The following is a 24,789-nucleotide window of genomic DNA, read 5'->3' on the forward strand; positions in this document are numbered from 1 at the left end:
TTCTCTGGGCACGGTCCGGCTCGGGAGGGAGAGCGGCAGGATCTGTCTGCGGTGCCGCCGGAATTTCGAGGCTTGAATTCAGTCGCCGACCGTCCCGATCCAGTCGCCGACCGTCCCGATCGCGCCGATATTCTATCGGCCGCCGACCTGATCCGGGTCCGTGGAAAACGAATGCAGAGCATCTGATCTCGTGATGAAGAAGCGGCCCGCCGAATCGGGCTGCCAGAGGAGATCGGCGTACTCGGTGCCATCGGTTCACCGGATGCACTGAGCCGGTTATCCATGTTTTACAGATAGCGCGGGCGGACTTCACACTGTGGACAGCAATCACGCTAGGAGGGCGGGGATATGAGCGAGCGGACGACAATAAGAACGCGCGACAACGGGGACGGGCCGCGCGGTTTCCTGGATGCGTTCTTCAAGTCCATGGGAAGAGCGGCGACCGGGGTGACGATCGTGACCACGGACGGTCCCGCGGGTCGCGCCGGGCAGACGGTCAGCGCGACGGCGTCCGCGTCCGACGAACCGCCCATGGTGCTGGTGTCCGTGCACGGCAGAAGTCCGGTGAACCGGATCATCGAGGAGAATGGCGTGTTCTCCGTCAATGTTCTCGGTGTCCAGCACGACCATGTGGCAGACACCTTTGCCGGTCGGCCGTGGCCCGGAAAAGGGAAATGGGATTTCACCTGCGGTGACTGGGAGTGTGACGGCGTCCGCCCGCCGCGCATTCGTGATGCCGTCGTCTCGCTCGAATGCGACGTCGAAACCATCCACGTCACCGGAAGCCACCTTGTCCACATCGGCCGGGTGCGGGAGATCCACACGCACGAGGGAACGCCACTGGTGTATGCGGGTCATGTCTACAACACCCCAGAACCCCTGCGGCCCTCGATTTTCCACGACTATCCCGACGCGCGCCCTCAGCCGCGAGTGAGGAAGAAGCCATGATCCGTACGGGAGACGAGTACCGCCGCTCCATTCAGGACGGAAGGGAGGTCTGGATAGACGGCGAGCGGGTCACCGATGTGACGACCCACCCGCAGTTCAAGCCGATCGTCGACGTGCGGGCCCGTATCTACGACCTGGCCCATGAGCGTGCCTCCGAGGACGTCATGACCTATGTCGACCCGGCGAGCGGCGAGCGCAACGCGATCGCCAACCGGCTTCCCCGGACGGGTCAGGACTGGCGGGACAAACGGGCCGCGGTCGACCTCGTGCACCGCGCGGCGGGCGGCCCCGTGACCCGTGTGGGTGACGAGACCATCGGTGAGATGTGGTCGCTCTACGACGGCCAGGACGTGCTCAACGAGGTCGACCCCCGGTTCTCGGCGAACATCCGCCGGCACCTGGACCGCGCGGTGCGCGAGGACCCGTTCCATGTGTCCGCGAACACCGACCCGAAGGGTGACAGGTCCAAGGCTCCGCAGGACCAGGACCCCGACATGCTGCTGCATGTGGTCCGTGAGACCGACAGCGGGATCGTCGTCCGGGGCGCCAAGTACGAGACGGCGGCGGCGTACTCCAACCAGGCGTTCACCAAACCGACCATCGCGAACTGGGGCAACAGCGAACTGTCCGACTACGCGGTCGGGTTCGTCATGAACATGGGCTCACCCGGCCTGAAGTACATCTGCCGCACCGGGTTCGCGGGCCGCCGGCCGGCCGCGGACCATCCGCTGGCGAACCGGGTCGACGAGGTCGAATCGCTGGTGATCTTCGACGATGTGCTGATCCCCTGGGAGGACGTCCTCTTCTACCGTCACACCAGGGCCGCGACGTTCATCCGTGCCACCCTGCACCGCTACAGCGCGTTCCCGTTCGTCCAGCGCACACTGCACCTGGCGGACCTCATGATCGGCGCCGCGCTGTGGAACGTGAAGCAGACGGGACTGGAGAAGCAGCAGGCCGTCCAGGAGAAACTGGCCGAACTCGCGGTCTACCGGGAGAACATCAACGCGCACCTCACCGCGTCGATCGCGCTCGCCGAGCCGAGTCCCGGCGGGCTGCTCATGCCGAACCAGTCGCTCCTCTACACGGGGCGCGTCACCGCGCTCTCCCAGCTCCCGCACATGATGCACATCGCCCGCGAACTCTGCGGCGGCCAGATCTGCATCACCCCCGACGCCGCGACCTTCGCCCACCCGGAGGTGGGCGCGTGGCTGGACAAGTACTACTCGATCAATGGCAACTGGCTCGCCGACGACCGTCGCAAGCTGCTGGCCTTCGCCCGTGACCTCCTCAACAGCGACTACGCCGGCCACCGTCTCACCTTCCAGCTGTTCGCCCAGTCGCCGCCGTTCGCCCAGCTCGCGGCGGTGTACCGCACCTTCGACTTCGACGGGCCACTCGGCCTCGTCAGGGCCGCCGCGGACCTGTCCGACCGGGTGGAAGGCGGCCCGGCATGACGACCCACCGGCGCATCCGCCCCTTCAACACCAAGGACACCTACCCCGAGCAGAACCTCGACAACGACCTGTGTCAGGCCGTCGTCGCGGGCGGGGTGGTGTACCTGCGTGGACAGATCGGCCAGAACCTGGAAACACGGGAGTCCGTCGGGATCGGCGACCCCGAGGCGCAGACCGAGCAGGCGATGGCGAACATCGCGCTGCTGCTGGACGAGGCGGGAGGCTCCGTCGAGGACATCGTCAAGGTCACCGTCTACCTGACCGACCCGCGCCACCGGGAGGCCGTGTACCGCACGGTCGGCAAGTGGCTGAAGGGCGTCTTCCCCGTGTCGACCGGCCTCGTGGTGTCCGCCCTGGCCCGGCCGGAGTGGCTCGTGGAGATCGATGCCACGGCGGTGCTCACCGATCGGGGGGCCGCATGACCTTCTCGATTCTCGCGGTCGACGGGACCGGCGCCATCGGCTCGGCGATCTGCTCCTCGTCGCCCGCGGTCGCCGCCCGCTGCGTCACCCTTGAGGACGGAGTCGGCGGTGCGCACTCACAGAACATCACCGATCCGCGCCTTGGCCCACGTCTGCTGCGCCTCGTACGGGAGGGACGCGGGCCGCGGTACGCGATCAAGGAACTCACCGACCGTGAGCCGACGGCCGAGTACCGCCAACTCCTGGTGATCGACGCCCGGGGACGCACCGCCGTCCACTCCGGGACCCGCACCCTCGGCGTCCATGGCGCGGCCAGGGGCCCCCACTCGGTCGCCGCGGGGAACATGCTGCGCGACGAGCGGATACCGCAGCTCATGGTGGACGCGTTCGAGTCGGCGACGGGCGAACTGGAGACCCGCCTGCTGAGCGCCCTCACGGCGGCCGTCGGCGCGGGCGGTGAGGCGGGCCCGGTGCGCTCGGCGGGCGTGTCCGTGGTCCGTGCCGCCGGCTGGCGGGTCACGGACCTGCGGATCGACTGGCACGACACGCCGGTCGAGGAGCTGGGGCGACTGCTCGACACGGTGTGGCTGCCCCAGCGCGACGACTACGTCACGCGCGGCATCGACCCGTCGCGCGCGCCCGCGTACGGAGTCCCCGGTGGCGAGTAGCGCGCGGGCGGCCGTCACCGCGGAGGCCGCCCGTCTCCAGCGCGACCTGGTGGCCCTGTCGCAGACCCTGCACAGCCACCCCGAGACGGCGTGGGAGGAGCACCGCGCCGCACAGTGGGTCGGTGACGCACTCGACGGGCTCGGATTCACGGTCACCCCCCGCTACCTCGGCCTCGACACCGCCCTCCACGCGGCCTTCGGCACCGGGAACCGGCGCATCGCGTTCATCGCGGAGTACGACGCCCTGCCGGGGCTCGGTCACGCCTGCGGGCACAATCTGATCGCGGCGATCGCCGTCGGCGCGGGCGGCGCGCTCGCGCGGGTCGCACAGGAGCTGGACCTACGGGTGGAGGTCTTCGGAACGCCCGCGGAGGAGGGCGGCGGCGGCAAGATCGAGATGCTGGAGCGCGGGGCGTTCACCGGTCTCGACCTGGCGATGATGGCGCATCCCGCGCCCGTCGACATCGCCGAGGCACGCCCGTTCGCGGTGTCCCACTCCCATGTCCACTACGAGGGCAGGGCCGCCCATGCCGCGGCCTACCCCGAGCACGGCGTGAACGCGAACGACGCCTTTCTGGTCGCCCAGGTCGCCCTGGGCCTGCTGAGGCAGCAACTGCCGTCCTCGGTGCGCGTCCACGGCATCATGACCAACGGGGGAGAGGCCCCGAACGCCATCCCGCAGTCCACCGACGGCCGGTGGTACATCCGGGCCGGGACACTGGCGGAACTGGCGGCGATCGAGCCCCGGGTCGTCCGCTGCTTCGAGGCGGGTGCCCTGGCCTCGGGCGCGGAGCTGACGATCACACCCGAGAGCAAGCCGTACGCCGAGTTCCGCAACGACGAGCGGGTGCTGGACCTGTACCGGAAGAACGCGATCGGACTCGGCCGGCGCTTCGACGCGTCGCCCGCTGCGGGGCGCATGAACCGCGCGTCGACGGACATGGGCAATGTGTCCCAGGTCCTTCCCGCCATCCACCCGTACATCGGCGTCGGTTCCCTGCCGGCGACCAACCATCAGCGCGAGTTCGCGGCACACTGCGTCGGCGCCGATGCCGAACGGGCGCTGCTGGACGCGGCGACCGCGCTCGCGCTGACCGCGGTCGATGTCGCCGAGAGCCGTGGTGCCCGAGCAGAACCCGAGCAGAAGGACGGCCGATGACCGGACGTCGGGGCGCGACCCGGACCGAGGAGGACTCGCTGGGCACCCTTGAGGTGCCGCGGGACGTCTATTGGGGGGTGCACACCGCTCGGGCCCTCACCAACTTCCCGGTCTCCGGCCGCCCGATCTCCGTCCATCCGGATCTCGTCCGGTCACTCGCGCTGGTCAAGCGGGCCGCGGCGCGGGCCAACGCCGCCACCGGAGTGCTGGACGCCCGCAAGGCGGAGGCGATCGACCGTGCCGCACGGGAGATCGCCGGTGGCGCCCTGCACCACCAGTTCGTGGTCGACGTCGTACAAGGAGGTGCCGGCACCTCGACCAACATGAACGCCAACGAGGTGATCGCCAACCGGGCGCTCGAACTGCTGGGTCATGAGCGTGGCCGCTACGACATCATCCACCCGCTCGACCATGTCAACCGGAGCCAGAGCACCAACGACGTGTACCCGACAGCGGTGAAGCTGGCGCTGATCCTCGCCCTGCGGCGGCTGCTCACGGAGCATGCCCGGCTCGGCGCGTCCTTCGGCCGCAAGGGCGAGGAGTTCGCCCAGGTCGTGAAGACCGGCCGGACACAGTTGCAGGACGCCGTCCCCATGACGCTCGGTCAGGAGTTCACCGCGTTCGCGGTCACCCTCGCGGAGGACCGCGCCCGTCTCGCGGAGGCGATTCCCCTTCTCTCGGAGATCAGCCTCGGGGCGACGGCGGTCGGCACCGGCATCACGGCGTCCCGGTCGTACACGGCACAGGTACGGCAGGAACTGGCGGCGGTGACGGGCCTGGACCTGACGACGGCCGCGGACCTGATCGAAGCGACCTCGGACACCGGGGTGTTCATGCTGGTGTCGGGGCTGCTGAAACGGGCGGCGACGAAGCTGTCGAAGATCGCGAGCGATCTGCGGCTGTTGTCCTCGGGGCCGCAGTGGGGTCTCGGCGAGATCTCCCTGCCACCGCGCCAGGCGGGCTCCTCCATCATGCCGGGCAAGGTGAATCCGGTGATCCCCGAGGTGATGAACCAGGTCGCGTTCTCGATCGCCGGAGCGGACGTGACGGTCACGATGGCCGCCGACAACGGCCAGCTCCAGCTCAACGCGTTCGAGCCGATCATCGCGCACAGCCTGCTGGAGGGTCTCGGCTGGCTGACCCACGCCTGCGAGACGTTCCGGGAGAACTGCGTGGACGGGATCCGCGCGAACGAACAGCGGCTCGCCGAGTCGGCGTCGTCATCGGTGGGCATCGTGACCGCCCTGACGCCTCGGATCGGATACACCCGAGCGGCCCTGCTCGCCCGCACCGCCCTGACCGACGGCCGCGACATACGGTCCCTGGTCCTGGATCTCGAACTGCTCTCGGCGCAGGAGTTCGACGAACTCACCCGTCCGGAGCGTCCGGCCGGGCCGGTGCCCGGCCCGATGTCCGGCTCGCAGTGACGGCGCCGCCCGGCCGCCGGTGCGGGAGCGGTTCAGCCGGAGTGGTGCGCCAGCCGGGGGACGACCGTCGCGCAGGCGTCGGCGAGGGCCTGCGCGCGTCCTGTCGGGCGGACCTTCGCCATCCGGACGAGCACGATCGGCAGCGGCTCGACCTCGTCGAGGAGCGGGACGGCCACCACCGAGCGGCCGTTGTACGTCGTGCCGTGGGCGGGGCGCTGGTTGAGCACCGCGTATCCGTGGCCCTCGGCCACGAGGCCGCGGACGGTCTCGTAGCTCGAACTCCGGTAGCGGACCCGCGGTTCGACTCCGGCGGTGTGCAGCAGTCGCTGGAAGTACTCCGTGCTGCGCGGGATGTCGAGCATGATCATGGGATCGTTCTCCAGCTGCCGGAGGTGGATTCCCGGCGCTCCCGACAGAGGATGGTCCCCGGCCACGATCACATAGGGGGGCGCGTCGGCGAGCTGGTGGCGTTCCACGTCGTCGCCGAGGCCGAGGTCGTACATGAGGGCCAGCTCGATGGTCCCCTCGTGCAGGCACTGGAGCAGTTCCCGGGTGCCGAGTTCGTGGACGCGGAGGTCGAGGCGGGGGTGTCGGCGGGTACACAGGCTGAGCAACTCGGGCATCGCGAAGGGCGCGAGAGTGACGAAGCAGCCGAGGGAGATCTCTCCGCTCACGGCGTCCGCCATCCCGCGTGCGGACTCCGCCAACTCGGCGGCGTGGGCCAGGAGCGCCTGCGATTCGATGTTCAGACGGTGTCCGGCGCCGGTGAGGACCAGTCCCCGCGCGTGCTGGCGGATGAACAGCTGGACGCCCAGGGAGCGCTCAAGGGCCGCCACGGCGGACGACACCGCCGACTGGGCGACGTGCAGCTCCGCCGCCGCGGCGGTCATGCTGCCGCTGGCGGCCGCTGCCACGAAGTACCGGACCTGAGTCAGGGTGAAACCGCTCATCGGATTGCCTCTCCACGGTGCCGACCGGTCATCGGGTGCCGTCCGGTCATCGGGTGCCGAGCGCGGCGAGCAGCGCCGCCGCCTTCGTCTTCACCTCCGCGAGTTCCTCGACGGGAACCGACGAGGAGGTGATACCGCCTCCCGCTCCGATCCGGGCGACGCCGTCCGCCATGACGATGGTCCGGATGACGACGGCGAGATCGGCCGACCCGTCGAGGAGGAACGCGCCGAGGGCCCCGGAGTAGACGCCGCGGGGCCCGGCCTCCCACGACGAGAGCAGTTCGACGGCGCGGCGTTTCGGCGCGCCCGTCATCGAACCGGCGGGAAAACAGGCGAGGAAGGCGTCGAGCGCGCCGCTGCCCGGCCGGAGGGATCCCCGTACCGTGCTCACGAGTTGGTGCACATGCGGGTAGCTGTGGACCCCGAACAGTTCCGTGACCTCGACACTGCCGGGGAGGCAGACCTTGTTGAGGTCGTTGCGCATGAGATCGACGATCATGACGTTCTCGGCGCGTTCCTTCTCGCTGGCGAGGAGTTCGGCGGCCAGTCGCCGGTCGTCCTTCGGGGTGCGCCCGCGTGGCCGTGTCCCCTTGATGGGCGAGGTCATGACCGTGCCGTCGGCCGCGACGGTGAGGAACCGCTCGGGGGAAGCGCTGAGCACAGCGGTTCCCCCGAGCCTCATGAACCTCGCCCGCGGTGCCGGTGAGCCGCGCCGCAGCCGCCGATAGGTCTCAAGGTCGTCGGTGACACCCCGTACGTGCGCGGAGGTGGTGAGGCACAGCAGGTAGGCGTCGCCGTCCCGGATCGCGTCCTGGCACCGCGCGATCAGCCGCAGATACGTTGCGTCGTCGTCGGCCCAGACCGCGCCGGAGCGCGCAGGGGCGGAGGTGACCTGGGCGGGGACAGGGGCGGGGCTCCGGGTGCCGGACCACCAACCGGACACCGCTTCGTGCCAGCTGCCCGTGTCGTGCCCGCCGCCGGCGGAGCGGCACCGGACCAGCTCGGCGGAGCGCCGGGCGTGGTCGAAGACGATCGCCCGGTCCACGCGGAGCAGGCACAGATCGGGGCGCTCGGGGTCGGCGAGGCGCCCGGCCCACTCCGGGTCGGCGGGTGCCAGGGTCGCGGCGGCGGTTCCGTACCCGATCCAGCCGTACCACCCGAGCGGACGGGAGTTCCTCTGCGGTGCGCGGAGCGTGCCGCGGAGCCGGTCGAGGGCCTCGGCCAGGCGCTGATGGTCCGTGGCACGGGCGGCGAGCACCTCGCTGCCCCAGCCGAGGACGCTCAGCCCCCTCCGGGCGCCGTGCCCGGCGTCCATCCAGACGAGGTCGCCGTCCCGGCCGAGGGCGAGCGCGGCCTCCTCCGGGGACCGCCACCCCGGAAGCCTGGCCCGTACGACCGTCTGCGCGCCCGCGGGGAGGTGCGGTGTGCGGCCAGGACAGGGTGGGAACCGGAGTGCGTGGTGCTGGTCGACGGCGGTCATCGGTTCTCCTTTCGGCATCGTGCCCACAGGCGCAGGGGACGGCGGATGCATGGGCGCACCGGGTGCGCGCGTGCGCCGACGGGGGAGCCGGAGGCAGGGAACGGTCGCCGTCCGGGTGGCGGAGGGGGCTGCAGGGAGCGGACTCAGCCGGCGAACCGCTTCTTCGCCGCGGCGGGCGACGGTGCGGGTTCCGCGCCGTTCCCGGCGGCCGGCGGTGCTTGGGGTGCGCGGCCTGCGCCGTGCTCCGGGACGGGGGCGTCGTCGACGCGGCCGAAGCGGCGCATGAGCACGTAGTAGAGGGGACAGATCACGACAAGGCCGACGACCCACGCGATGTCGATCCCGTCCAGGGCCACCGCGGCCGGACCCGTGTAGAGGGCGTTGCTGAGGAACGGGATCTGGATGGCGATGCCCAGCAGGTACGAGATGATGGCCGGCCCGTTGAAGCGCCCGTACCGTCCGCCGTCCTGTTCGAACATGGCCGCGATGTCGTACTTCCCGTGCTTGATGAGGTAGTAGTCGACCAGGTTGATGGCCGTCCAGGGGATCAGCACGCACAGCAGGATGAGCAGGAAGTTGGTGTAGTTGGTCAGGAAGTCGCCCCGGCCGAGGAGCGCGAGCACCACGGCGACGGCGAACAGAGCGGTGGCGGACAGGGCGCGGGCGCCGGCCCGCGGGACCCACCGGTCGAACAGGGTCTGCCCGATGGTGATGACCGAGAGGGAGCCGCAGTAGACGAACATCGCGTTCTGCGAGACCAGGGCGACGCTGAAGATCACGACGATGAGGCCGCTGATCCCGTCCGTGAGGGTGGTGAGACCGGTCACGGTGTCCGTGCCGGCGACCGCCGACCCGATGAGCGCCCCGAGCGTCATGGGCAGGATCGCCCCGAGCACAGCGCCCCAGTACGTGGACCAGAACGCCGAGCGGACGCCCGTGTCCCGGGGCATGTACCGGGTGTAGTCGGAGACGAACGGTGCGCAGGCGATCAGCCAGAGGCTGGCCAGCGAGACGGCCCCCATCAGCCCGGTACCGGTGAAGGTCCCGCCGGTCCAGGTGGAGCCCGGTACGCCATTCACGCCGAGGGCCCACACGAAGACGAGGACCAGGGCGATTCCGGCCACCACACTCATCGCCACGGCGAGGCGGTGGATGAGCCGGTACCCCACGATGGCGGCCAGGGTCGACACGATCCCGATGAGGAGGATCGCGGGGGTGTCGTCCAGGGAGGACACGGCGGCGACGGACTGCGCCCCGAGCACGAGGTTGGACGCGAAGAATCCCGTGTACATGAAGACGACCAGGACGATGACCAGCAGGCTGCCGTACGAGCCGAACTGCGCCCGGGTCTGGAGCATCTGGGGAATGCCGGTCTGCGGCCCCTGCGCGGCGTGCAGAGCCATCACCACGCCGCCGGCCAGGCAGCCGGCGAAGAGCGCCACGACGGCCGCCCAGAAGGGAAGCGCGTAGAGCGACGTGGCCACGAACCCGGTGGCGATCGCCGCGAGCGTCAAGCCGGTTCCGAACCAGATGGTGAACATTTCGCTCGCCCTGCCGTGACGCTCGTCGAGCGGAATGTGCTCGACGGTCCGGGCTTCTATGGCAGAGCTTCTTTGCTGTGTCGCCACGGTCCCGCTCCTTTGCAGCTCGCAACAACAGTATGGGTGTGGCGATTATTTGTCAGGGCTCGGCTCGACGCTCGAACATTTAATCGTCGTTGTCTATCTGTTCTGGCGATGCAGCTCCTGCTTCGGTCCGATCCATAAGAACGCGACTCGAAAGTCCTGCGGAAATATGAAGGCGGACGTCGCCGATGTTCAACGGCTGCCGAGGTAGCGGTCGAACCAGGTCATGGTCGGTGCCACGTTGTTGAAAGAGAAGACGTGCAACCCCTCGACCCCGAGTTCCGACCCGCTGTCGCTGTCGAGCACGCTGTCCACTATTTCGGTCGGCTCGAAGTGCGCCGCGGACATCAGCTTGGCGACCGACGCCCGGTTCTTCTTGAGGAAACCCAGGGAGCTGCCTATTCCGAGGCGTCCCGCGATGGCCGCCAGCTTGATCCGGTCGACATGCCCGGGAACTCCGAGGCGAATCGGCAGGGTGAAACCGCGTGCACGCTCTCGGCGGGCCCATGCGGTGATGGTCGCCGCCGAGAAGCACAGCTGCGTCGACACATATCCGTAGCCGTTGACCGACCTCACGAACGCCTGTTTCTCGTCGAGGGCCTTCGACAAGGCGTCCCCGGGAATCGTCCCGTGCCCCTCGGGGTACGCGGTGAACCCGAACCCGTCGATCACGCTGCTCGCCTTCGCGTAGTCGACGGCGAGATCCAGTGCCCCGCGGTAGGGGCCGGCGGGCTGTTTTCCGTCCCCGCCGACGAAGAAGACCTCGGTGACGCCCGCGGCGTCACACCGCGCGACGATGTCGGCGAGCTGGGCCCGGCTCTCCACCTGGCGTGCCGCGAGGTGGGGTGTCGCGTCGTGCCCCAGCCCGCGCAGCCGCTCGGTGGCGTCGATCGTGGCACCGACGCCGTGCGCCGGCGAGGACGTCACGGAGAGCCTGCTCGCCGGGGGCAGATCGCCGACCCGGCGGCCGAGCGACGGCAGCGGGATCACCTCGATCCGGGAGCGTCGGCGCAGCGCGTCACCGGATGACGCCACGGCTGTCGCCTCGGGGGAATGTTCGGGATCGATCGGCATCGTGTGTTCCTCCCTCTTCGCCGGCCGTCTCAGATGAACGGGATCCTGTGGAGGGCGGCCTGGTGGTCGCCCGTGGGGCTCTTCACCGTGAGATGCGCGTCCTCACCCACGGCGGAGTCGACCAGCGCGACGGCGATGTTGCGGTCGAGCGCGTAGGACCAGACCGCCCAGCGGACGATCCCGACCTGCTCGCCCGCGGCATCGTGCAGCGGCCAGAACTCCTCGAAGACAGGCCACTCCTCGCGGTCGGAGACCAGGCCGACGGTCTTGCGGGCGGGGCCCTTCGCACGGACGTCCAGCAGCGCGTCGCGGCCGATGAAGTCGTTCCCGTCGAGGTCGAGGAAGCCACCGAGACCGGCTTCGAGGAGATCCATGTCCGAGTTGGTGGCGTACTGCGTGTCAAGAATGCCCTGCTCCACGGCGCGGTTGAGGTTGGGGCCGGTCACCAGCAGCCCGTGCCGACGGCCGGCCTCCCGCACCGCGTCCCAGGCCACGGCCGCCCGCTGGGTGCCGATGGGGTAGACCTCGTAGCCGGCCCCCTTGCTCCACCCGGTGTTGGAGATCACCACCTCGACACCGGCCAGGTCGGTCACCAGGCACTGGAAGCGCTTGAGGTCGGCGAGGCGGGCCCCGACGAGCGGTTCGAGGACCTTCGACGCGAGCGGCCCCTGTACCTGGAACGGGGCGACGTCGGCCTCCCTCACGGTGACGTCGTAGCCGCCGGCGAGCGCGAGGCCGTACGCCCACAGGCTCACATCGACATCGGAGTGGGAGAACCAGATCACGTCCTCCCACGGCCGCAGGACGATGACCTCCGACATGATCTTCCCGTTCTGGTCGCACAGCGGGGTGTACTTGCAGCCGCCCACGGGGAGGGCGGAGAGATCGCGCGGGGAGAGGTAGTCGGCGAACCTGAGCGCGTCGGGCCCGCGGAACTCGGCCTGGCGCTCGGCGCCCACGTCCCACAGCGTGACACCGCCGGTGATGGCGTCGTACTCGGCACGCATGTCGTTGTCGTACACGAACGGCATGTACGTGTGGTTGTAGACACCGAACTCCAGCGCGCCCTCGGCGACGGTCCGCTCGAAGTAGGGCGAGCGGCGGGTGGTGTAGAGCAGGTTCTGACGGACGGGCTTGGACACGGTCGTGGTCCTTTCGTTGGCGGGACGGTCAGGCCGAAGGGGTGAGGGGCGCGGTGTCGAAGTACTCGGTGAGCCGGGTGATCAGTCCGTCCGAGGTCTCGGCGACGATGACGAACTCGAAGTCCATGCGGCTCCCGTCGGCGACGACCGTGGCGGTCATGCGGCCCTCCGCGGACGCGCGGTCTCCCTCGCCCATGACCCAGTACAGGTCGATGCTCACGTCGCAGAGTTCGTCGACCGACGCCTGGTTGGTTGTGCGGATGTCCTCGGCGCCGACCAGCGGGCGTTCGTGCAGGGGGTCGATGAACACCCCTTGCTCGGCGAAGAGATCGGCGATCGCGCCGTTGTCCTTCGCGATCCATCCGGCGCACAGGCGCCGGATCGCGGTTGCTGCGTTCATATCTGCGGGCTCCGATGGTTGCGGGCGGGGGCCGGCGAACTGAGGATCGTCACGTGGCCGGGATCGGCGGTGAGCGTGGTGTCGACGAGCGGCCCGGCCCCGACCGCACGGGCGAAGTCGAGGTGGGCGCTGGTCGTCCCGTCGTCGAAACCGCTGTCGTGCAGGAGCAGCAGGGCCGACTCGCTCACCCCGCACCAGCCGAGGACGCCGGTCCGGACGAGGGTGTCGAGGGCGTCCGCGTAGCCGCGGCGGGCGAAGCTGCGGGCCGATCCGCCGGTGGTCATCAGCAGGAGGAAGGGACGGGGCCGCAGCAGGCTCCCTTCCGGGTCGTTCGCGAACTCGTAGGCCCAGCCGTTGCTCCAGACACGGTCGAACCAGCCCTTGAGCATGGCGGGGAAGCCGAGCCACCAGAGCGGGCTGATGATCACGATCGCGTCCGCCCGTTCCACGCGCTTCTGCTCCGCGAGGATGAAGGCGGGCAGCGACCCGCCCTCGAACTGGGTGTAGTCGCCCGCGTCGAAGACCGGGTCGAAGCCCTCCCGGTACAGGTCGGCGACCTCGTACGTTCTCCCCGCGGCCGCCAGACCCTCGATGTACCGGCCGAGGATCCGGCCGCCGAGGGAGTCCTCGCGGGGGTGGCAGTGGACGATCAGGACATGGGTCGCGGGCTCGTGGCCGGTTCGCTCAGACATGGATGATCGTCCGGTTCTCGTGGACCTGCACACGGTCCTCGATGTGCAGGGCGACGGCACGCGCGAGCACCTCGCGCTCGATGTCCTTGCCGCGCTTTTGCAGGGCGGCGGCGTTGTCGGTGTGCCCGACCTGCTCGACGTCCTGCGCGATGATCGGGCCGGCGTCCAGTTCGGGGGTCGCGTAGTGGGCGGTCGCACCGATGACCTTGACGCCGCGTTCGTACGCACGGCGATACGGCTGTGCGCCGACGAAGGCCGGAAGCAGGGAGTGGTGGATGTTGATGACCGGAACGCCGACGCGCTCCAGGAATCCATCGGTGAGGATCTGCATGTAGCGCGCGAGGACGACGAAGTCCACATCGGCCTCACGGAGGGCGTCGAGGATCGCTGCCTCGGACTTCTCGCGATCCGCCGGACTGGCCGGTATGTGGACGAACGGGACGCCGAAGTGCTCGACCTGGTCGCGGAGCCGGTCATGGTTGGAGATCACGACCGGTATGTCCGCCTCCAGGTCGGCGTTCCGGGTGCGCCACAGAAGGTCCAGCACACAGTGGTCCCCCCTGGAGCAGAGGACGGCCATCCGCTTGCGCCGGTGCGCCGGCCAGATCTGGTGGTCCATCTTCAGATCGCCGGCGATCTCACCCATCCGCTCCCGGGCCCTGTCCGCCTCGCCGGTCGGTACGTCGACCACGAGCCGCAGAAAGAAGCGGCCGCCCCGGGGATCGGTGGAGAACTGGCTCGACTCGCGGATGTTGGCACCCAGCTCCGCCAGGGCCGAGGAGATCGCCGCGACGATGCCCGGACCGTCGTCGCAGGAGGCACGCAGCCGCAGGGTGGTCCGGTCCCGCGCGGTCGCGGAGCGAATCGGCGTCGCTGCCAAGTGATCGTTCATGATGTGTTTCCGCCGCTCGGTGGTTCGCGGTGGAGCGAGGGCTCCGACCAACGGTGATCCTGATGCCTCACTCTGACGCCGTTCACGTTCGCGGCGCATTGTGCGCGTGCCCAAACGCGGGGCTGCTTCCTGGGCACGCGAACGACGACGTATGGCCGAATCCGGCAGGTGTTCTCGGCTAAAATGTCGAAGATCGGACCGGTGGTCGCCAGGGCGGACCACTTCTGACGTGAGGAGAATGGGCGGGTGACCAAAGACGCGGACATGCTCGCGCTCAGCCGCGCACTCATGGACGGCACCGGGCTGGCGGGCATCGTCACCGTGCTGCGCCGGATCACGCACGAGCCCGCCGCGTTCATCGACATGCGCGGCAGCCTGCTCGCGTCGTCCCCGACCCGGGCGCGGTGGCCGGTGGAAGAGCTGCGGACGTGGACTCCGGACGTCGCCGAAGTGGGCGATCCGCCGAAGACCGTGCTCCCCGTGCCCTTGGCCGAGGACATCGTCGCGCTGCTGGTGGCGCGGTCCGGGGACAGGGACCGGGCCGCGTTCGAGCTGGCGACCGCACTCGCCTCGCTGGAGATCGCCCGGCTGCAAGCGCTTCTCCTGGGCCGGCGGGAACTCGCCGCGCAGGTGCTGGAGGACGTCATCCGGGGCTACAGCCGAGGCGATGAGGCGCGCGGCAGACTGGCGTCGATCGGTGTCCCCCTGAGTGCCGCGCTCGCCCATGCGGTGATCGTCGGCCGCTGCTCCGTCCCCGGTGCCCGCTTGCACGCCCGGCCGTGGAACCTCCATTCCCTGCTCACCGGCAACGGCGATCCGTACGTGCGGGCCGTCATCGACGGCGACCTGGTGCTCGTCGTGCCGGCCGTCGGCGCCGTGGACACCGTGGCCCGGCTGCTCCTCCAGCATCTGCGGGCCATGGATCCGGGGGCGTCGGTGGGAGTGGGCCCGGCGGTCGTCGACCCGGTGTCGCTGACGATGAGCTACCTCCAGGCCCGTGACGCGGCCGACGGGGACGGCCTCAACCACGCCCGGCCGCTGAACCTCGGCCATCTCCTGCTGGGGTCGGCCGACGCACTGCCCATGGGCGAACTCGGCGAGCGGGTACTGGCCCCCCTGCTCGCGCACGACCGGCGCACGGGCGGTGAACTCCTGCGCTCCCTCGTCGTCTACCTGGACTGCGACTGCTCGGCGTCACGCGCCTCCGCCGAACTGTTCGTCCACCGCAACACGCTCCGGTACCGGCTGAACCTGATCAGCGAGCTGACCGGCTGGTCACCGGACACCTTCGACGGACGGATGCATTTCTGGATCGCGGTCCGCGCCTATCAGAGGTCGGGACGCATCGCGCCGACCGGAATCGAGGGAAGCCCCCTATGACCGACCATGTGCCGCAGGCGCCGGACGGCGTCCGTGCCCTGCGACTGCTGTCTCCCGATCCGGAGGCGTCACGCGCGTTCTACTCGGCCGTCACCCGTCGGCCCGGCACCGGCGCCTCCCAGGGCAAAGCCGGTCTGCGGATCGAGGGCCGGCAGGACTCGCCGGCCCGCTGGATCGTCGGGTTCGGCGTGCCGCGGCCGGAGGTGTCCGCCACGGCGTGCGTCGACCTCGGGGCACGGGTCCTCGACGGCTCGGCCGAACTCGGCCGGGTACTGGTCGCCGACCCGCACGGCATCCCGTTCGAGCTGGTCACCTCCCCCGGGGCCGGCGCCGAGGACCCCGGCGAGGGCGACATGGTGCTCGCCGACGTGTACACCCGGCACGTCGACGACGCCGTGCGCTTCTACGCCGCCGCGTTCGCACTGGACGTCACCGTTCTGCCGGACGACCCCGTCGACTACGCGATGCTGTCCTCACGAGGCCGCCACCTCGCCGGTGTGCTCGACATGACGTCCTTCCTCCCACCGTCGGCCCGCGATCAGTGGATGCCGTACTTCTACTTCTGTGACCTCGACTCCGCGATCGAGAGAGCCACCTCACTGGGGGCATGGGTCGTGGTGCCCACGACGGACAGCCCGACCGGGAACTACGCCGTCCTCAAGGATCCGCAGGAGTGCCTCTTCGGTGTCTGGGACGCCGGATCGCTGCGCCGGGGGCAGAGCGCGGGCCGGGCGGAGCCGGCCGGCGGAGCCGGGTAGCGGCCGGTCCCGCTCAGCGGAGGAGCAGCGCCGAGGCGGCGTTCCACGCCGCGAGAGTGTCCAGCGCGACCCGGCTCCCGGCGACATCGTGGACCCGGACCGCCCACACGTTCCGCTGGGCGCACAGGACGCTGATGACGGCGGTGGGCAGGTCTCTGCCCGCGAGTGAGCCGGAGTCCGGGACGAGTTCGCCGAGGAAGCGCTTGCGGGACGCGCCGATCATCACCGGGAACCCCAGTTCCAGCAGCCGGGGCAGCTCGGTGAGCAGGGCCCAGTTGTGCTCCGGACGCTTGGCGAAGCCGAGGCCGGGATCCAGGACGATCCGGCTCTCGTCGACACCCGCGCGGCGGGCCGAGAGAATCCGGGCCTCCAGTTCCCGCAGCACCTCGCCGGCCGGATCCCGGTACTCGGCGAGACCGTTCATGGTCCGCGGGTCTCCCCGCCAGTGCCCGATGATGTAGGTCAGCCCGGTCCGCGCGACGGCCCCCGCCATGGCCGGGTCCGCGAGGCCGCCGGACACGTCGTTGACGAACTCCGCTCCGCGCGCCGCGGCTGCTACCGCTGTATCGGCGTGCAGGGTGTCGATCGAGACCCTGACCCCGCGCCGGGTGAGACGTTCCACGACACCGAGCACCCGTCGGCGTTCCGTCGTGGGGTCGACCGGGCGCGCACCCGGCCGGGTGGACTCACCGCCCACATCGACGATCTCGGCGCCGGCGGCGGCCATCGCGACTCCGCGATCGACCGCGTCGCCCTCCCGGCGGTACCGGCCGGCGTCACTGAACGAATCAGGGGTCACATTGAGCACCCCCATGATGCGGGTCATGACCGACGGCCCCCGGGCAGGTGGGTGACGGCCGCCGCGCCCATCCGTCCCCGGCGGCTCCCGAGGCCGCCGGTGGTCCCCGTGTCCTGCCCCGTCCCCTTCCTCGTGCCGGATGCCACTACCGGGCCACCGAGGATCCGGTCGCGGCCGACAGACGCTCGGCCGCGGTGAGGGTGTTCTCCAGGAGCATGGCGATCGTCATCGGGCCGACACCGCCGGGAACAGGGGTGATCCACGAGGCTCGCCCGGCGACCTCGTCGAAGCGGACATCACCGACCAGACCCTGTGGGGTGCGGTGAATCCCGACGTCCACCACGACCGAGCCCGACCGCACATGTTCCGCGCCGAGCAGACCGGGTACTCCGGCCGCGGCCACGACGACATCGGCACGGCGGGTCTCGGCCGCGAGATCCGCCGTGTGCGTGTGTGTGACGGCGACGGTGGCGTGCCGCTGGATCAGCAACTGCGCCAGCGGCAGGCCGACCAGCCGGGAACGCCCGACAACGACGGCCCTCTGGCCCCGCAGCTCGATCCCGGCGGAGTCCAGGAGCGCGATCACCCCGCTGGGGGTGCACGGGCGCAGTCCCGGCCTGCCGGCGGCGAGCAGCCCCGCGCTCATCGTGGTCAGCCCGTCGACGTCCTTGGCCGCCGGGATCCGGTCGATGAGCGGGGCGCTGTCCAGGCCGCCGGGAAGCGGCAGCTGGAGCAGTATTCCCGACACCCGTGGGTCCGCGGCGAGTTCATCGATGACCGAGGCTACGTCGGCCTCCGACGAGGCCGCGGACAGGTGCCGGTGGAAGTCGGCGATCCCGACCGAGGCGGCTGCCTTCCGCTTGTTCGCCACATAGACCTCGCTGGCCGGATCCTCGCCGACGAGCACCGTCGCGAGACCGGGCTGCACGCCGACGCGTGCTCTGAATTCGGCGACCTTCGCCTCAAGACGTCTGCGGTAGTCATGTGAAAGGGCTTTTCCGTCCAGCAGGAGGGCTGTCATAGAAAGGACACCGCCATCTCATTCTCGTGGGTCAACCGGTGGCGAATTCCGCGATATGAAGAGGAAAGGGTCACATACCGTGGGCGTTTGCCGATGCTCGCAAACAGCGAAAATGAATGTCAACGGAATGAGCAACGAGATTTTCGATGCTGTCCAGCACCCACGGCGTATCAAAAGGTGAGGACAATGGCGACGGCAGCGGCCGCGCCGCAGATTCTGGGAGACCGACGGCCTGGGGTCGTCGTCCGCAGCCGCGCGGGGTCGGTCATCTGTCCTCGGGAAGGACCATGTCCTCGATGATCTCGATCTGCTCCTGTGCGTTCCCGTTGGCGACCGCGCGCACGACATGGTTGTGGTAATCGGTCGTGCGCACGATCTTTCCGTCCCGGACCTCCGACACCTGGATGTTCGGATGAACCACCGTTTGACCGCCGATGCGCGAGACGAAGTTCCATTGCACGACGACGACATGGGGATCGGTTGTCTCATGGACCACCACATCCCGGTACTCCATGTCGTGATACATACGGGGTATCCCGGCCCTCCACTGCGGATCGTCGAGCTGGGTCCGCTGGGCGGCCTTCCCCTCGTACACGACCGGCTCGGGCAGCATGAACGGCAGCGTCACCACGACGTCCTCGGAGTGCAGGTCCAGGCACTTCACGAAGTCCCCTTCACTGGCCGCCTTGATCAGTTCCAGCACGACGTGCCGCGGACTCATCGACGCCGGGCTGTCGGACACGGATCGGTCTTCGGTCATCACTGGCTCCCATCCCGCGCGGCCGTCCGGTGGCCGATCTTCGCGCGTTCGATCAGTCTCTTTCTGCCGATGCCACGGCGGTCCCGGGTGGTGTCGGCTCTTCGGGCCGCTCGTTCGCGCTCGGTCTCCTCCTCCAGCACGACCCATTTCCGGGGGTCGACGATGACGCCGTAGTCCGCTCTCGCTCCTTCGAGGGAAACGTATTCGTCGAGGACGTCATCGAGGACCGCGTGCGGGTCGCGGTCGAGGGGGTCGCCCCAGCCGCCGCCGGCACCGCTCTGCCCGAAGACGGTGACCGAGGGGTCGAACGCGGTGAAGACATTGCCGTCGGCGACGATCAGTTCGTCGTCGCCGCCCTCGTCGAAGATCGTGACGTTGCCCGTTCCTTCATAGCCGCCGGCGTACCCGGGGAGCGGATGCACGATGCCCCGCGGGTCGGAGTACGCGCTGGTGTCGCGGGCCCCGCGCAGGGTGCGGCGCATGACGAAGGCCGGGCTGCCCCGCCACCGGCCGGGTGCCGCCGAGTCGGTCGCGTACTCGTCCTGGTGGTAGAAGCCGGGGAACTGCCATTCGTTGATCTCGACGTTCACCGGGCGGGCGACGCTGAACGGGGCCGCCCAGCCGCCCCAGCCGTCGACGCCGTACGTGGCGCTGCCCGAGGTGGCGGTCACCGAGAACTCCCAGTAGAGGAAGAAGCTGTCGCCCGCCTGGTCCTCGGGGCGATCCTGGCGGCGACGCCGGTCGAAGCCTCTGACGTAGTGGATCGGCAAAGGGACGGAGACATTGCCGACGCGCTCGGGCACGAACTGTTCGCAGGCCTTCATGACGGCCTGTCCGATCTGGCCGCCGCAGCACAAGGTGGAGTCCATGGTGGCGGCCGGCGGATCGGCGTTGACCAGGGTTCCCCGGGGGAGGTTGACCGTCAGCGCGTTGAACAGCCCCGAGTTCACGGGGATCTCCGGGCAGAGCACGGAGATCGCCACGGAGATCCAGGCGATCGAGTTGGCGGCGACGCTGTTGATGGTTCCGTCGGTCTGCGGGTCGGTTCCGGTGAAGTCGAGCGTCATGGTGTCGTCGGCGATCGTGAGGCTCAGCTCGATCCTCAGGTCATGGTGATCGCGGTTGTCGGTGTCGATGAAGACCTCGGAGCGGTAGGTGCCGTCCGGCCAGCCGCGGATGCGCTCACGGAGCTTGCGCTCGGAGTAGCCGAAGATCCACTCCAGGGACTCACGGACCGTGTCGAGACCGTAGCGGTCGCAGAGTTCGCGGATGCGCTCCTCGCCCTTGCGGCATGCCCCGATCATCCCGGCCAGGTCGGCTTCGAGGAGATCGGGGAGCCGGTTGTTCCGCTTCAGCCAGTCCCAGAGTTCGCGGCGCCGTTGGCCTTTCTCGACCAGCTTCAGGGGCGCGGGGCGAAAGCCCTCGTGCCAGATCTCCCGGCCGTCGGGGTTGCCGCCACCGGGGAACGGGCCGCCCTGGTCGGCGACGTGCAGCCGGGTGGCCGTGAAGAACCTGGGCCGGCCGTCGAAGAAGATCGGCAGGAGCACCGTGTAGTCGCCGATGTGGCTGCCACCGGAGTAGGAGTCGGCGACCAGCAGCACATCGCCGGGGTCCAGGTCGCCGCGGAAGAAGTCCAGACTGACCTGCGCCGAGCTGAGCTGGGCGAAGGAGTGCAGGATGATCCCGTCCCGCGCGACCATTCTCGCCTCGTCCCCGTCGTAGCTGTAGACACCGGCACCGCAGTCCTTGGACTCGGCGACGACGGGATGTTCCGACGAACGGGTCAGGGTCTCGTAGATCTCGGTCGCCGTGCTGTCCAGGGCGCTGCGGACGATCTCCGCTGTGATCGGGTCAGCCATGCCGGGCACCGCCTTCCTGCCGCGTGTAGTCGTCGTGTTGGGCGGGATCGATGGGATCGGTGGGATCGATTCCGTAGACGTCCCGGGCTGTTCCCGGGGTGATGAGGCCATCGGCGAGATCGCTGAGCACGGCCGCCCGGTCGCGTGCCCCGGGTGGGCCGTATCCGCCCCCGCCGGGCAGCCGCAGCCGGAGCCGGTCGGCGGCGACCGGCTCCTCGACGGCGACGGCCGGCGCGGGGCGCCAGCCCTGCGGGGTGTGGAACGCGACCGCGCCGCTCCCGCCGACGACCGCGCCGCTCCCGCCGTCGACCGCGCCGCTCCCGCCGGCGACCCCGCCGTCGAGCCCGTCCACGCTGCGTGCCGCGGTCCGGGTCCACAGGGTGTACTCGTGGCCGGGCAGAAGTCCGATGACGGCCTCGACGCCGGGAGCACCCGCCCATTGCCCGGCGCCAGAGGTGTCGGCGGCGTACTCCAGACGCTCGATCCGGGTGCCGGTCTCGATCTCCCACTGTTCGGCGGAGGGAAGTTCGGCGCGGCTGGTCAGGGCGGGTCCTCCCCAACCGTCGTGTCCGGGGGTGGCGCTCGCACCGCCGACGCCCCAGCGGGTGAGGTCGGTCTGGTCGCCGCGGTCGGTGGCGGGCCGGCTCAGCACCAGCGGCCGCGGAACGGTCAGCGCCGGCAGCGGCGTGGGGACCGCCTCGCGCAGGGCGGCGGCGACGGCTTCGGTGACCTCGTTGCCGCAGTGGTGGACACCCCACCCGACCGGGGCGGGGTCGACGGGGTGGGTCGCGCTGCCCGGCCGGGTGCGCACCTCGACCGCCCGCAGCAGCCCGCTGTTCGCCGGTACCGCGTCGCCGAGGACAGCGAGGACGGCCCGCAGCGCGGCGTCGGCCGTCGCCCCCGACGGACTGTTGACGAACGAAGGCCGCTGATCGTCGGTGTCGGTGAAGTCGAGCAGCAGCGTCTCCCGCCCGACCGTGGCCGACAGCCGTACGGTGAGCGGTCCGCCGCCGCCCGGGTCGTCCCCAAGGGCGCGGGCGGCGGTGCGGGTGCCGGGGTGCCAGCCGGCGATCGCTGTCCTGGCGAGCTGCTCGCTGTAGGCCAGGGCGTGTGCGAGCCCGGCGCGGATCGCCTCGCTGCCGTGGGTGCCGACCAGTTCGGCGAGCCGGCTCCGGCCGAGCGCGAGCGTCGCGCTCGCGGCTTCGATGACCCGCCGGGTCTCGTTCGGGCGGCGGCCGTTGAGCAGGAACGTGGTCAGTACGTCCCGGGTGGGCCTGCCCATGCGCTGGATCTTGATCGGGGAGACGGGCACGCCCTCCGCCAGGATCTCCGTCGCGCCAGGGTTGAGGTTCCCGCCGACCTGGCCTCCGAGATCTCGGACCGGGACCCGCACGACCAGGTGCAGGAGCAGCTCACTGTCCATCGCCAGCGGGGTGAGCAGTGTCAGGTCCTGCACCCGGATGCCGCCGCGGTGGGGGTCGTTGGTGAGGACGATGTCGCCGTCCTTGAGGTCGAACTCGAAGTAGTCGACGATGCCGGCCACCGTCTGAGCCATCGAGCCCAGCCGCAACGGGTTGTCGATCGCCACGATCTGGCCGGACCCGGTCGCGATCGCGACGCAGAAGTCCCGGACCTGGCTGATCTCGGCGATCGGAGCCGCGTGGGCGAGGACTGTGGCGAGTTCGCCGGTGCAGGCGATCAGCCGGGTGCGCAGGATCTCCAGATCCACGGCCGGCGTACCCGCCGCCCGCTCGTGCCCGATGGTCGTGGACATCAGCTCACCACCTCGATGACGTAGGTCTCGTGCTGGTCCAGCATTGCTTCCTGGCCGTCGCAGATCACGATCGTGGTGCCCGGCTCATGGATCACCGCAGGACCGGGAATGACGTTGCCCGGTTCGACGTGGGCCCCGTCGTAGATCGGAGCGTCGATGAAGCCGCGGCCCTCGAAGTACGCCTCCCGGGTACCGACCAGCGCCGTCGAAGGGTCCTCCTGGGCGAACTTGTGGGCCGGACCCGTGGCGTTCATGTGCCGCAGCCCGGTCATCTCCAGCCGCACGGAGACGATCTGGACCGGCTGGTCCGGCCGTTTGTGGGCGTAGAGGGTCTCGTGGAGATCGTGGAAGTCGCGGATCGCCCGCGAGACACTCACCGCCGAGATCCGCCGGGTGCGGGTGTTGAGCGGCACGATGACCTCCTGCACCTGCCCGTCGTAGCGCAGGTCCAGATAGCGCTCCATCCGCACCGAGTCGGTCGCGGGCAGCAGCTTCTCCGCCTCGGTCTGCATGGACTGGAAGGCCGTGGTCAGGTCGTCCGGATCGACCCGGTCGGCGGAACGCAGGAACGTCCGCACCCGGGAGACCTTGAAGTCGGCGACCAGGCCGCCGAACGCGCTGAGCACGGGGGCGTTGCGGGGCACCAGGATCGTCTTGATCCCGAGGTCCACGGCCTGGACACCGGCGTGGATCGCGCCCGCGCCGCCGAACGCCATCAGGGCGTAGTCGCGGGGATCGCGGCCCCGGGAGACCGATACATGGCGCAGGGCGTTGGACATGTCGCTGTTCGCGATCCGGAACACTCCGATCGCCGCCTCGACCGCCGAGATCCCCAGCGGCCGGGCCACATGTTCCTCGAACGCCGCGATGGCGGCGTCCCGGTCGAGGCTCATCCTGCCGCCCATGAACCGGTCCGGGTCCATGAACCCGAGCACGAGGTTCGCGTCCGTCACCGTCGGGCGGGTGCCGCCGCGCCCGTAGCACGCGGGCCCGGGGGAGGCGCCCGCGCTCTGCGGGCCGACCCGCAGCGCACCCGCCTCGTCGACCCACGCGATCGACCCGCCGCCCGCGCCGATGGTGTGGATGTCCACCAGCGGAACGGCGACCCGGTAGCGGCTGATCCAGTTGTCCACGCCCACTTCGGGTCTGCCGTCGTGGATCAGACACACGTCGTAGCTGGTGCCGCCCATGTCGGCGGTGATCAGGTTCCGGTAGCCGGAGCGTTCACCCACCGCCACCGCGGCGACGACACCGCCCGCAGGGCCGGACAGGACCGCGTCCACACCGTGCTCGGCGGAGTAGGCGACGTCCATGATGCCGCCGTTGGACTGCACCACCAGCAGTGAACCCGCGAATCCGGCATCGCGCAGCCCGATGTCCAGCCGTCGCAGATAGGTCTTCAGCAGCGGGCTCGTGTACGCGTTCACGACCGTCGTGGAGACCCGCTCGAACTCGCGGACCTGCGGCAGCACGTCGCAGGAGAGCGTGACGAAGCACTCCGGGTGCTCCTCGGCGATGATCCGCGCGATCCGTCGCTCATGCGCGTCGTTCACGAACGAGAACAACAAGCACACCGCGATCGAAGCGATCCCGGCGGCCTTCAGCTCCCGTACCGCTGCCCGGACCTCGTCCTCGTCCAGCGGAATCACCACATCACCCGCGTAGTCGATCCGCTCGGTCACCCCCTTGCGGAACCGGCGCCGCACGATCGGGTGCGGTGCGGGCAACGACAGGTCGAACAGGCTCTCCCGGTAGCCGCGGCGCAGCTCCAGAGTGTCGCGGAACCCCTTCGTCGTGATCAGACCGGTGGGCACCCCGTCGTACTCCAGCATCGCGTTGGTCACCACCGTGGTGCCCAGGATGACGAAGTCGGTCTCCGCCAGCAGATCGGTGGTGTCGCGGCCGAAGTGCCCGGCGATCACCTCCACGGCCTCCAGCACCGCCGCGGCCTCGTCGTTCGGCCTTGATGACACCTTCCCCGTGAACAACTCCGACTGATCCGTCGCCACGAAGTCGGTGAACGTGCCACCCACATCGATCGCAACCGTGTAGCCCATCTTCATCACCGTCGATCAGGTACGCGGACTCGGCAGAGCCCGGGA

At 69.9% G+C, this 24,789-nt stretch carries 22 protein-coding genes; 8 read left to right on the top strand and 14 right to left on the bottom strand.

Annotated elements, in window-relative coordinates; genetic code table 11:
* Positions 1 to 348: 348 nt before the first annotated feature.
* The 6 genes from ACFRFC_RS18620 to ACFRFC_RS18645 are packed head-to-tail and all read left to right on the top strand — an operon-like array spanning position 349 to position 6,081.
* Positions 349 to 948, top strand: coding sequence for a flavin reductase family protein (locus tag ACFRFC_RS18620; RefSeq protein ID WP_382688087.1), 600 nt, complete (start codon positions 349 to 351; stop codon positions 946 to 948).
* Positions 945 to 2,405 (top strand): 4-hydroxyphenylacetate 3-hydroxylase family protein, encoded by a 1,461-nt coding sequence (locus tag ACFRFC_RS18625; RefSeq protein ID WP_382688090.1) that lies wholly within the window; start codon positions 945 to 947, stop codon positions 2,403 to 2,405. The genes ACFRFC_RS18620 and ACFRFC_RS18625 overlap by 4 nt, the downstream gene beginning before the upstream one ends.
* Positions 2,402 to 2,827 carry a RidA family protein gene (locus ACFRFC_RS18630; protein WP_382688093.1) on the top strand — a complete coding sequence of 142 codons (426 nt, stop codon included), beginning with the start codon at positions 2,402 to 2,404 and terminating at the stop codon, positions 2,825 to 2,827. The genes ACFRFC_RS18625 and ACFRFC_RS18630 overlap by 4 nt, the downstream gene beginning before the upstream one ends.
* The gene (locus ACFRFC_RS18635; RefSeq protein ID WP_382688095.1) at positions 2,824 to 3,495 is read left to right on the top strand and encodes a DUF1028 domain-containing protein; all 672 of its coding nucleotides are present in this window, start codon (positions 2,824 to 2,826) and stop codon (positions 3,493 to 3,495) included. The genes ACFRFC_RS18630 and ACFRFC_RS18635 overlap by 4 nt, the downstream gene beginning before the upstream one ends.
* Complete coding sequence (locus tag ACFRFC_RS18640) at positions 3,485 to 4,654, top strand: amidohydrolase (RefSeq protein WP_382688098.1); 1,170 nt, start codon at positions 3,485 to 3,487, stop codon at positions 4,652 to 4,654. The genes ACFRFC_RS18635 and ACFRFC_RS18640 overlap by 11 nt, the downstream gene beginning before the upstream one ends.
* Entirely contained in the window at positions 4,651 to 6,081 is a 1,431-nt protein-coding gene (locus ACFRFC_RS18645) for an aspartate ammonia-lyase (RefSeq protein ID WP_382688100.1), read from the top strand. Before ACFRFC_RS18640 ends, ACFRFC_RS18645 begins: the two co-directional genes overlap by 4 nt.
* Positions 6,082 to 6,113: 32 nt before the next feature.
* Here the strand turns inward: ACFRFC_RS18645 and ACFRFC_RS18650 are convergent, their stop codons facing one another.
* From ACFRFC_RS18650 to purU, 8 genes are all read right to left on the bottom strand, one after another.
* Positions 6,114 to 7,031, bottom strand: coding sequence for a LysR family transcriptional regulator (locus ACFRFC_RS18650; protein WP_382688102.1), 918 nt, complete (start codon positions 7,029 to 7,031; stop codon positions 6,114 to 6,116).
* Between the two features lie 46 nt (positions 7,032 to 7,077).
* Complete coding sequence (locus ACFRFC_RS18655) at positions 7,078 to 8,511, bottom strand: anthranilate synthase component I family protein (RefSeq protein WP_382688105.1); 1,434 nt, start codon at positions 8,509 to 8,511, stop codon at positions 7,078 to 7,080.
* Positions 8,512 to 8,654: 143 nt separating this feature from the next.
* Positions 8,655 to 10,139, bottom strand: a complete 1,485-nt coding sequence (locus ACFRFC_RS18660; RefSeq protein WP_382688107.1) for a purine-cytosine permease family protein — start codon at positions 10,137 to 10,139, stop codon at positions 8,655 to 8,657.
* 189 nt (positions 10,140 to 10,328) lie between these two features.
* Positions 10,329 to 11,210 (bottom strand): hypothetical protein, encoded by an 882-nt coding sequence (locus ACFRFC_RS18665; RefSeq protein WP_382688110.1) that lies wholly within the window; start codon positions 11,208 to 11,210, stop codon positions 10,329 to 10,331.
* A 29-nt stretch (positions 11,211 to 11,239) separates the two neighbouring features.
* Positions 11,240 to 12,352 (bottom strand): glycine cleavage T C-terminal barrel domain-containing protein, encoded by a 1,113-nt coding sequence (locus tag ACFRFC_RS18670; protein ID WP_382688113.1) that lies wholly within the window; start codon positions 12,350 to 12,352, stop codon positions 11,240 to 11,242.
* 28 nt (positions 12,353 to 12,380) lie between these two features.
* Positions 12,381 to 12,752, bottom strand: a complete 372-nt coding sequence (locus ACFRFC_RS18675; protein ID WP_382688115.1) for a nuclear transport factor 2 family protein — start codon at positions 12,750 to 12,752, stop codon at positions 12,381 to 12,383.
* Positions 12,749 to 13,444 carry an NAD(P)H-dependent oxidoreductase gene (locus ACFRFC_RS18680; protein ID WP_382688117.1) on the bottom strand — a complete coding sequence of 232 codons (696 nt, stop codon included), beginning with the start codon at positions 13,442 to 13,444 and terminating at the stop codon, positions 12,749 to 12,751. The genes ACFRFC_RS18675 and ACFRFC_RS18680 overlap by 4 nt, the downstream gene beginning before the upstream one ends.
* The gene (gene purU, locus ACFRFC_RS18685; RefSeq protein WP_382688120.1) at positions 13,437 to 14,336 is read right to left on the bottom strand and encodes a formyltetrahydrofolate deformylase; all 900 of its coding nucleotides are present in this window, start codon (positions 14,334 to 14,336) and stop codon (positions 13,437 to 13,439) included. The genes ACFRFC_RS18680 and purU overlap by 8 nt, the downstream gene beginning before the upstream one ends.
* A 246-nt stretch (positions 14,337 to 14,582) precedes the next feature.
* Between purU and ACFRFC_RS18690 the strand changes: the two genes are divergently transcribed.
* Entirely contained in the window at positions 14,583 to 15,716 is a 1,134-nt protein-coding gene (locus ACFRFC_RS18690; RefSeq protein ID WP_382688123.1) for a PucR family transcriptional regulator, read from the top strand.
* Positions 15,713 to 16,474: a VOC family protein gene (locus tag ACFRFC_RS18695; protein WP_382688125.1), complete on the top strand. Its 762-nt coding sequence runs from the start codon at positions 15,713 to 15,715 to the stop codon at positions 16,472 to 16,474. The genes ACFRFC_RS18690 and ACFRFC_RS18695 overlap by 4 nt, the downstream gene beginning before the upstream one ends.
* 13 nt (positions 16,475 to 16,487) lie before the next feature.
* On the opposite strand, the gene folP is transcribed toward ACFRFC_RS18695, so the two are convergent.
* The 6 genes from folP to ACFRFC_RS18725 form a co-directional block, all read right to left on the bottom strand.
* A complete protein-coding gene (folP, locus tag ACFRFC_RS18700) occupies positions 16,488 to 17,300 on the bottom strand; it encodes a dihydropteroate synthase (protein WP_382688127.1) in 813 nt (270 codons plus the stop codon).
* A 118-nt stretch (positions 17,301 to 17,418) separates the two neighbouring features.
* A complete protein-coding gene (folD, locus tag ACFRFC_RS18705; RefSeq protein ID WP_382688130.1) occupies positions 17,419 to 18,294 on the bottom strand; it encodes a bifunctional methylenetetrahydrofolate dehydrogenase/methenyltetrahydrofolate cyclohydrolase FolD in 876 nt (291 codons plus the stop codon).
* Between the two features lie 265 nt (positions 18,295 to 18,559).
* Positions 18,560 to 19,054, bottom strand: coding sequence for a nuclear transport factor 2 family protein (locus ACFRFC_RS18710; RefSeq protein ID WP_382688133.1), 495 nt, complete (start codon positions 19,052 to 19,054; stop codon positions 18,560 to 18,562).
* Entirely contained in the window at positions 19,054 to 20,913 is a 1,860-nt protein-coding gene (locus ACFRFC_RS18715; RefSeq protein ID WP_382688136.1) for a hydantoinase B/oxoprolinase family protein, read from the bottom strand. Before ACFRFC_RS18715 ends, ACFRFC_RS18710 begins: the two co-directional genes overlap by 1 nt.
* Positions 20,906 to 22,687, bottom strand: coding sequence for a hydantoinase B/oxoprolinase family protein (locus ACFRFC_RS18720; protein WP_382688139.1), 1,782 nt, complete (start codon positions 22,685 to 22,687; stop codon positions 20,906 to 20,908). Before ACFRFC_RS18720 ends, ACFRFC_RS18715 begins: the two co-directional genes overlap by 8 nt.
* Positions 22,687 to 24,744 (bottom strand): hydantoinase/oxoprolinase family protein, encoded by a 2,058-nt coding sequence (locus ACFRFC_RS18725; protein WP_382688141.1) that lies wholly within the window; start codon positions 24,742 to 24,744, stop codon positions 22,687 to 22,689. Before ACFRFC_RS18725 ends, ACFRFC_RS18720 begins: the two co-directional genes overlap by 1 nt.
* Positions 24,745 to 24,789 lie beyond the last annotated feature (45 nt).

Origin of the sequence: Streptomyces sp. NPDC056734 (assembly GCF_042790455.1) — a bacterium.
GTDB lineage: Bacteria > Actinomycetota > Actinomycetes > Streptomycetales > Streptomycetaceae > Streptomyces.

Coding starts and splice junctions, on each gene's coding strand:
- ACFRFC_RS18620 (WP_382688087.1), top strand. CDS start 349: ATGAGCGAGCGGACGACAATAAGAACGCGCGACAACGGGGACGGGCCG.
- ACFRFC_RS18625 (WP_382688090.1), top strand. CDS start 945: ATGATCCGTACGGGAGACGAGTACCGCCGCTCCATTCAGGACGGAAGG.
- ACFRFC_RS18630 (WP_382688093.1), top strand. CDS start 2,402: ATGACGACCCACCGGCGCATCCGCCCCTTCAACACCAAGGACACCTAC.
- ACFRFC_RS18635 (WP_382688095.1), top strand. CDS start 2,824: ATGACCTTCTCGATTCTCGCGGTCGACGGGACCGGCGCCATCGGCTCG.
- ACFRFC_RS18645 (WP_382688100.1), top strand. CDS start 4,651: ATGACCGGACGTCGGGGCGCGACCCGGACCGAGGAGGACTCGCTGGGC.
- ACFRFC_RS18650 (WP_382688102.1), bottom strand. CDS start 7,031: ATGAGCGGTTTCACCCTGACTCAGGTCCGGTACTTCGTGGCAGCGGCC.
- ACFRFC_RS18655 (WP_382688105.1), bottom strand. CDS start 8,511: ATGACCGCCGTCGACCAGCACCACGCACTCCGGTTCCCACCCTGTCCT.
- ACFRFC_RS18665 (WP_382688110.1), bottom strand. CDS start 11,210: ATGCCGATCGATCCCGAACATTCCCCCGAGGCGACAGCCGTGGCGTCA.
- ACFRFC_RS18675 (WP_382688115.1), bottom strand. CDS start 12,752: ATGAACGCAGCAACCGCGATCCGGCGCCTGTGCGCCGGATGGATCGCG.
- ACFRFC_RS18680 (WP_382688117.1), bottom strand. CDS start 13,444: ATGTCTGAGCGAACCGGCCACGAGCCCGCGACCCATGTCCTGATCGTC.
- purU (WP_382688120.1), bottom strand. CDS start 14,336: ATGAACGATCACTTGGCAGCGACGCCGATTCGCTCCGCGACCGCGCGG.
- ACFRFC_RS18695 (WP_382688125.1), top strand. CDS start 15,713: ATGACCGACCATGTGCCGCAGGCGCCGGACGGCGTCCGTGCCCTGCGA.
- folP (WP_382688127.1), bottom strand. CDS start 17,300: ATGACCCGCATCATGGGGGTGCTCAATGTGACCCCTGATTCGTTCAGT.
- folD (WP_382688130.1), bottom strand. CDS start 18,294: ATGACAGCCCTCCTGCTGGACGGAAAAGCCCTTTCACATGACTACCGC.
- ACFRFC_RS18710 (WP_382688133.1), bottom strand. CDS start 19,054: ATGACCGAAGACCGATCCGTGTCCGACAGCCCGGCGTCGATGAGTCCG.
- ACFRFC_RS18715 (WP_382688136.1), bottom strand. CDS start 20,913: ATGGCTGACCCGATCACAGCGGAGATCGTCCGCAGCGCCCTGGACAGC.
- ACFRFC_RS18720 (WP_382688139.1), bottom strand. CDS start 22,687: ATGTCCACGACCATCGGGCACGAGCGGGCGGCGGGTACGCCGGCCGTG.
- ACFRFC_RS18725 (WP_382688141.1), bottom strand. CDS start 24,744: ATGGGCTACACGGTTGCGATCGATGTGGGTGGCACGTTCACCGACTTC.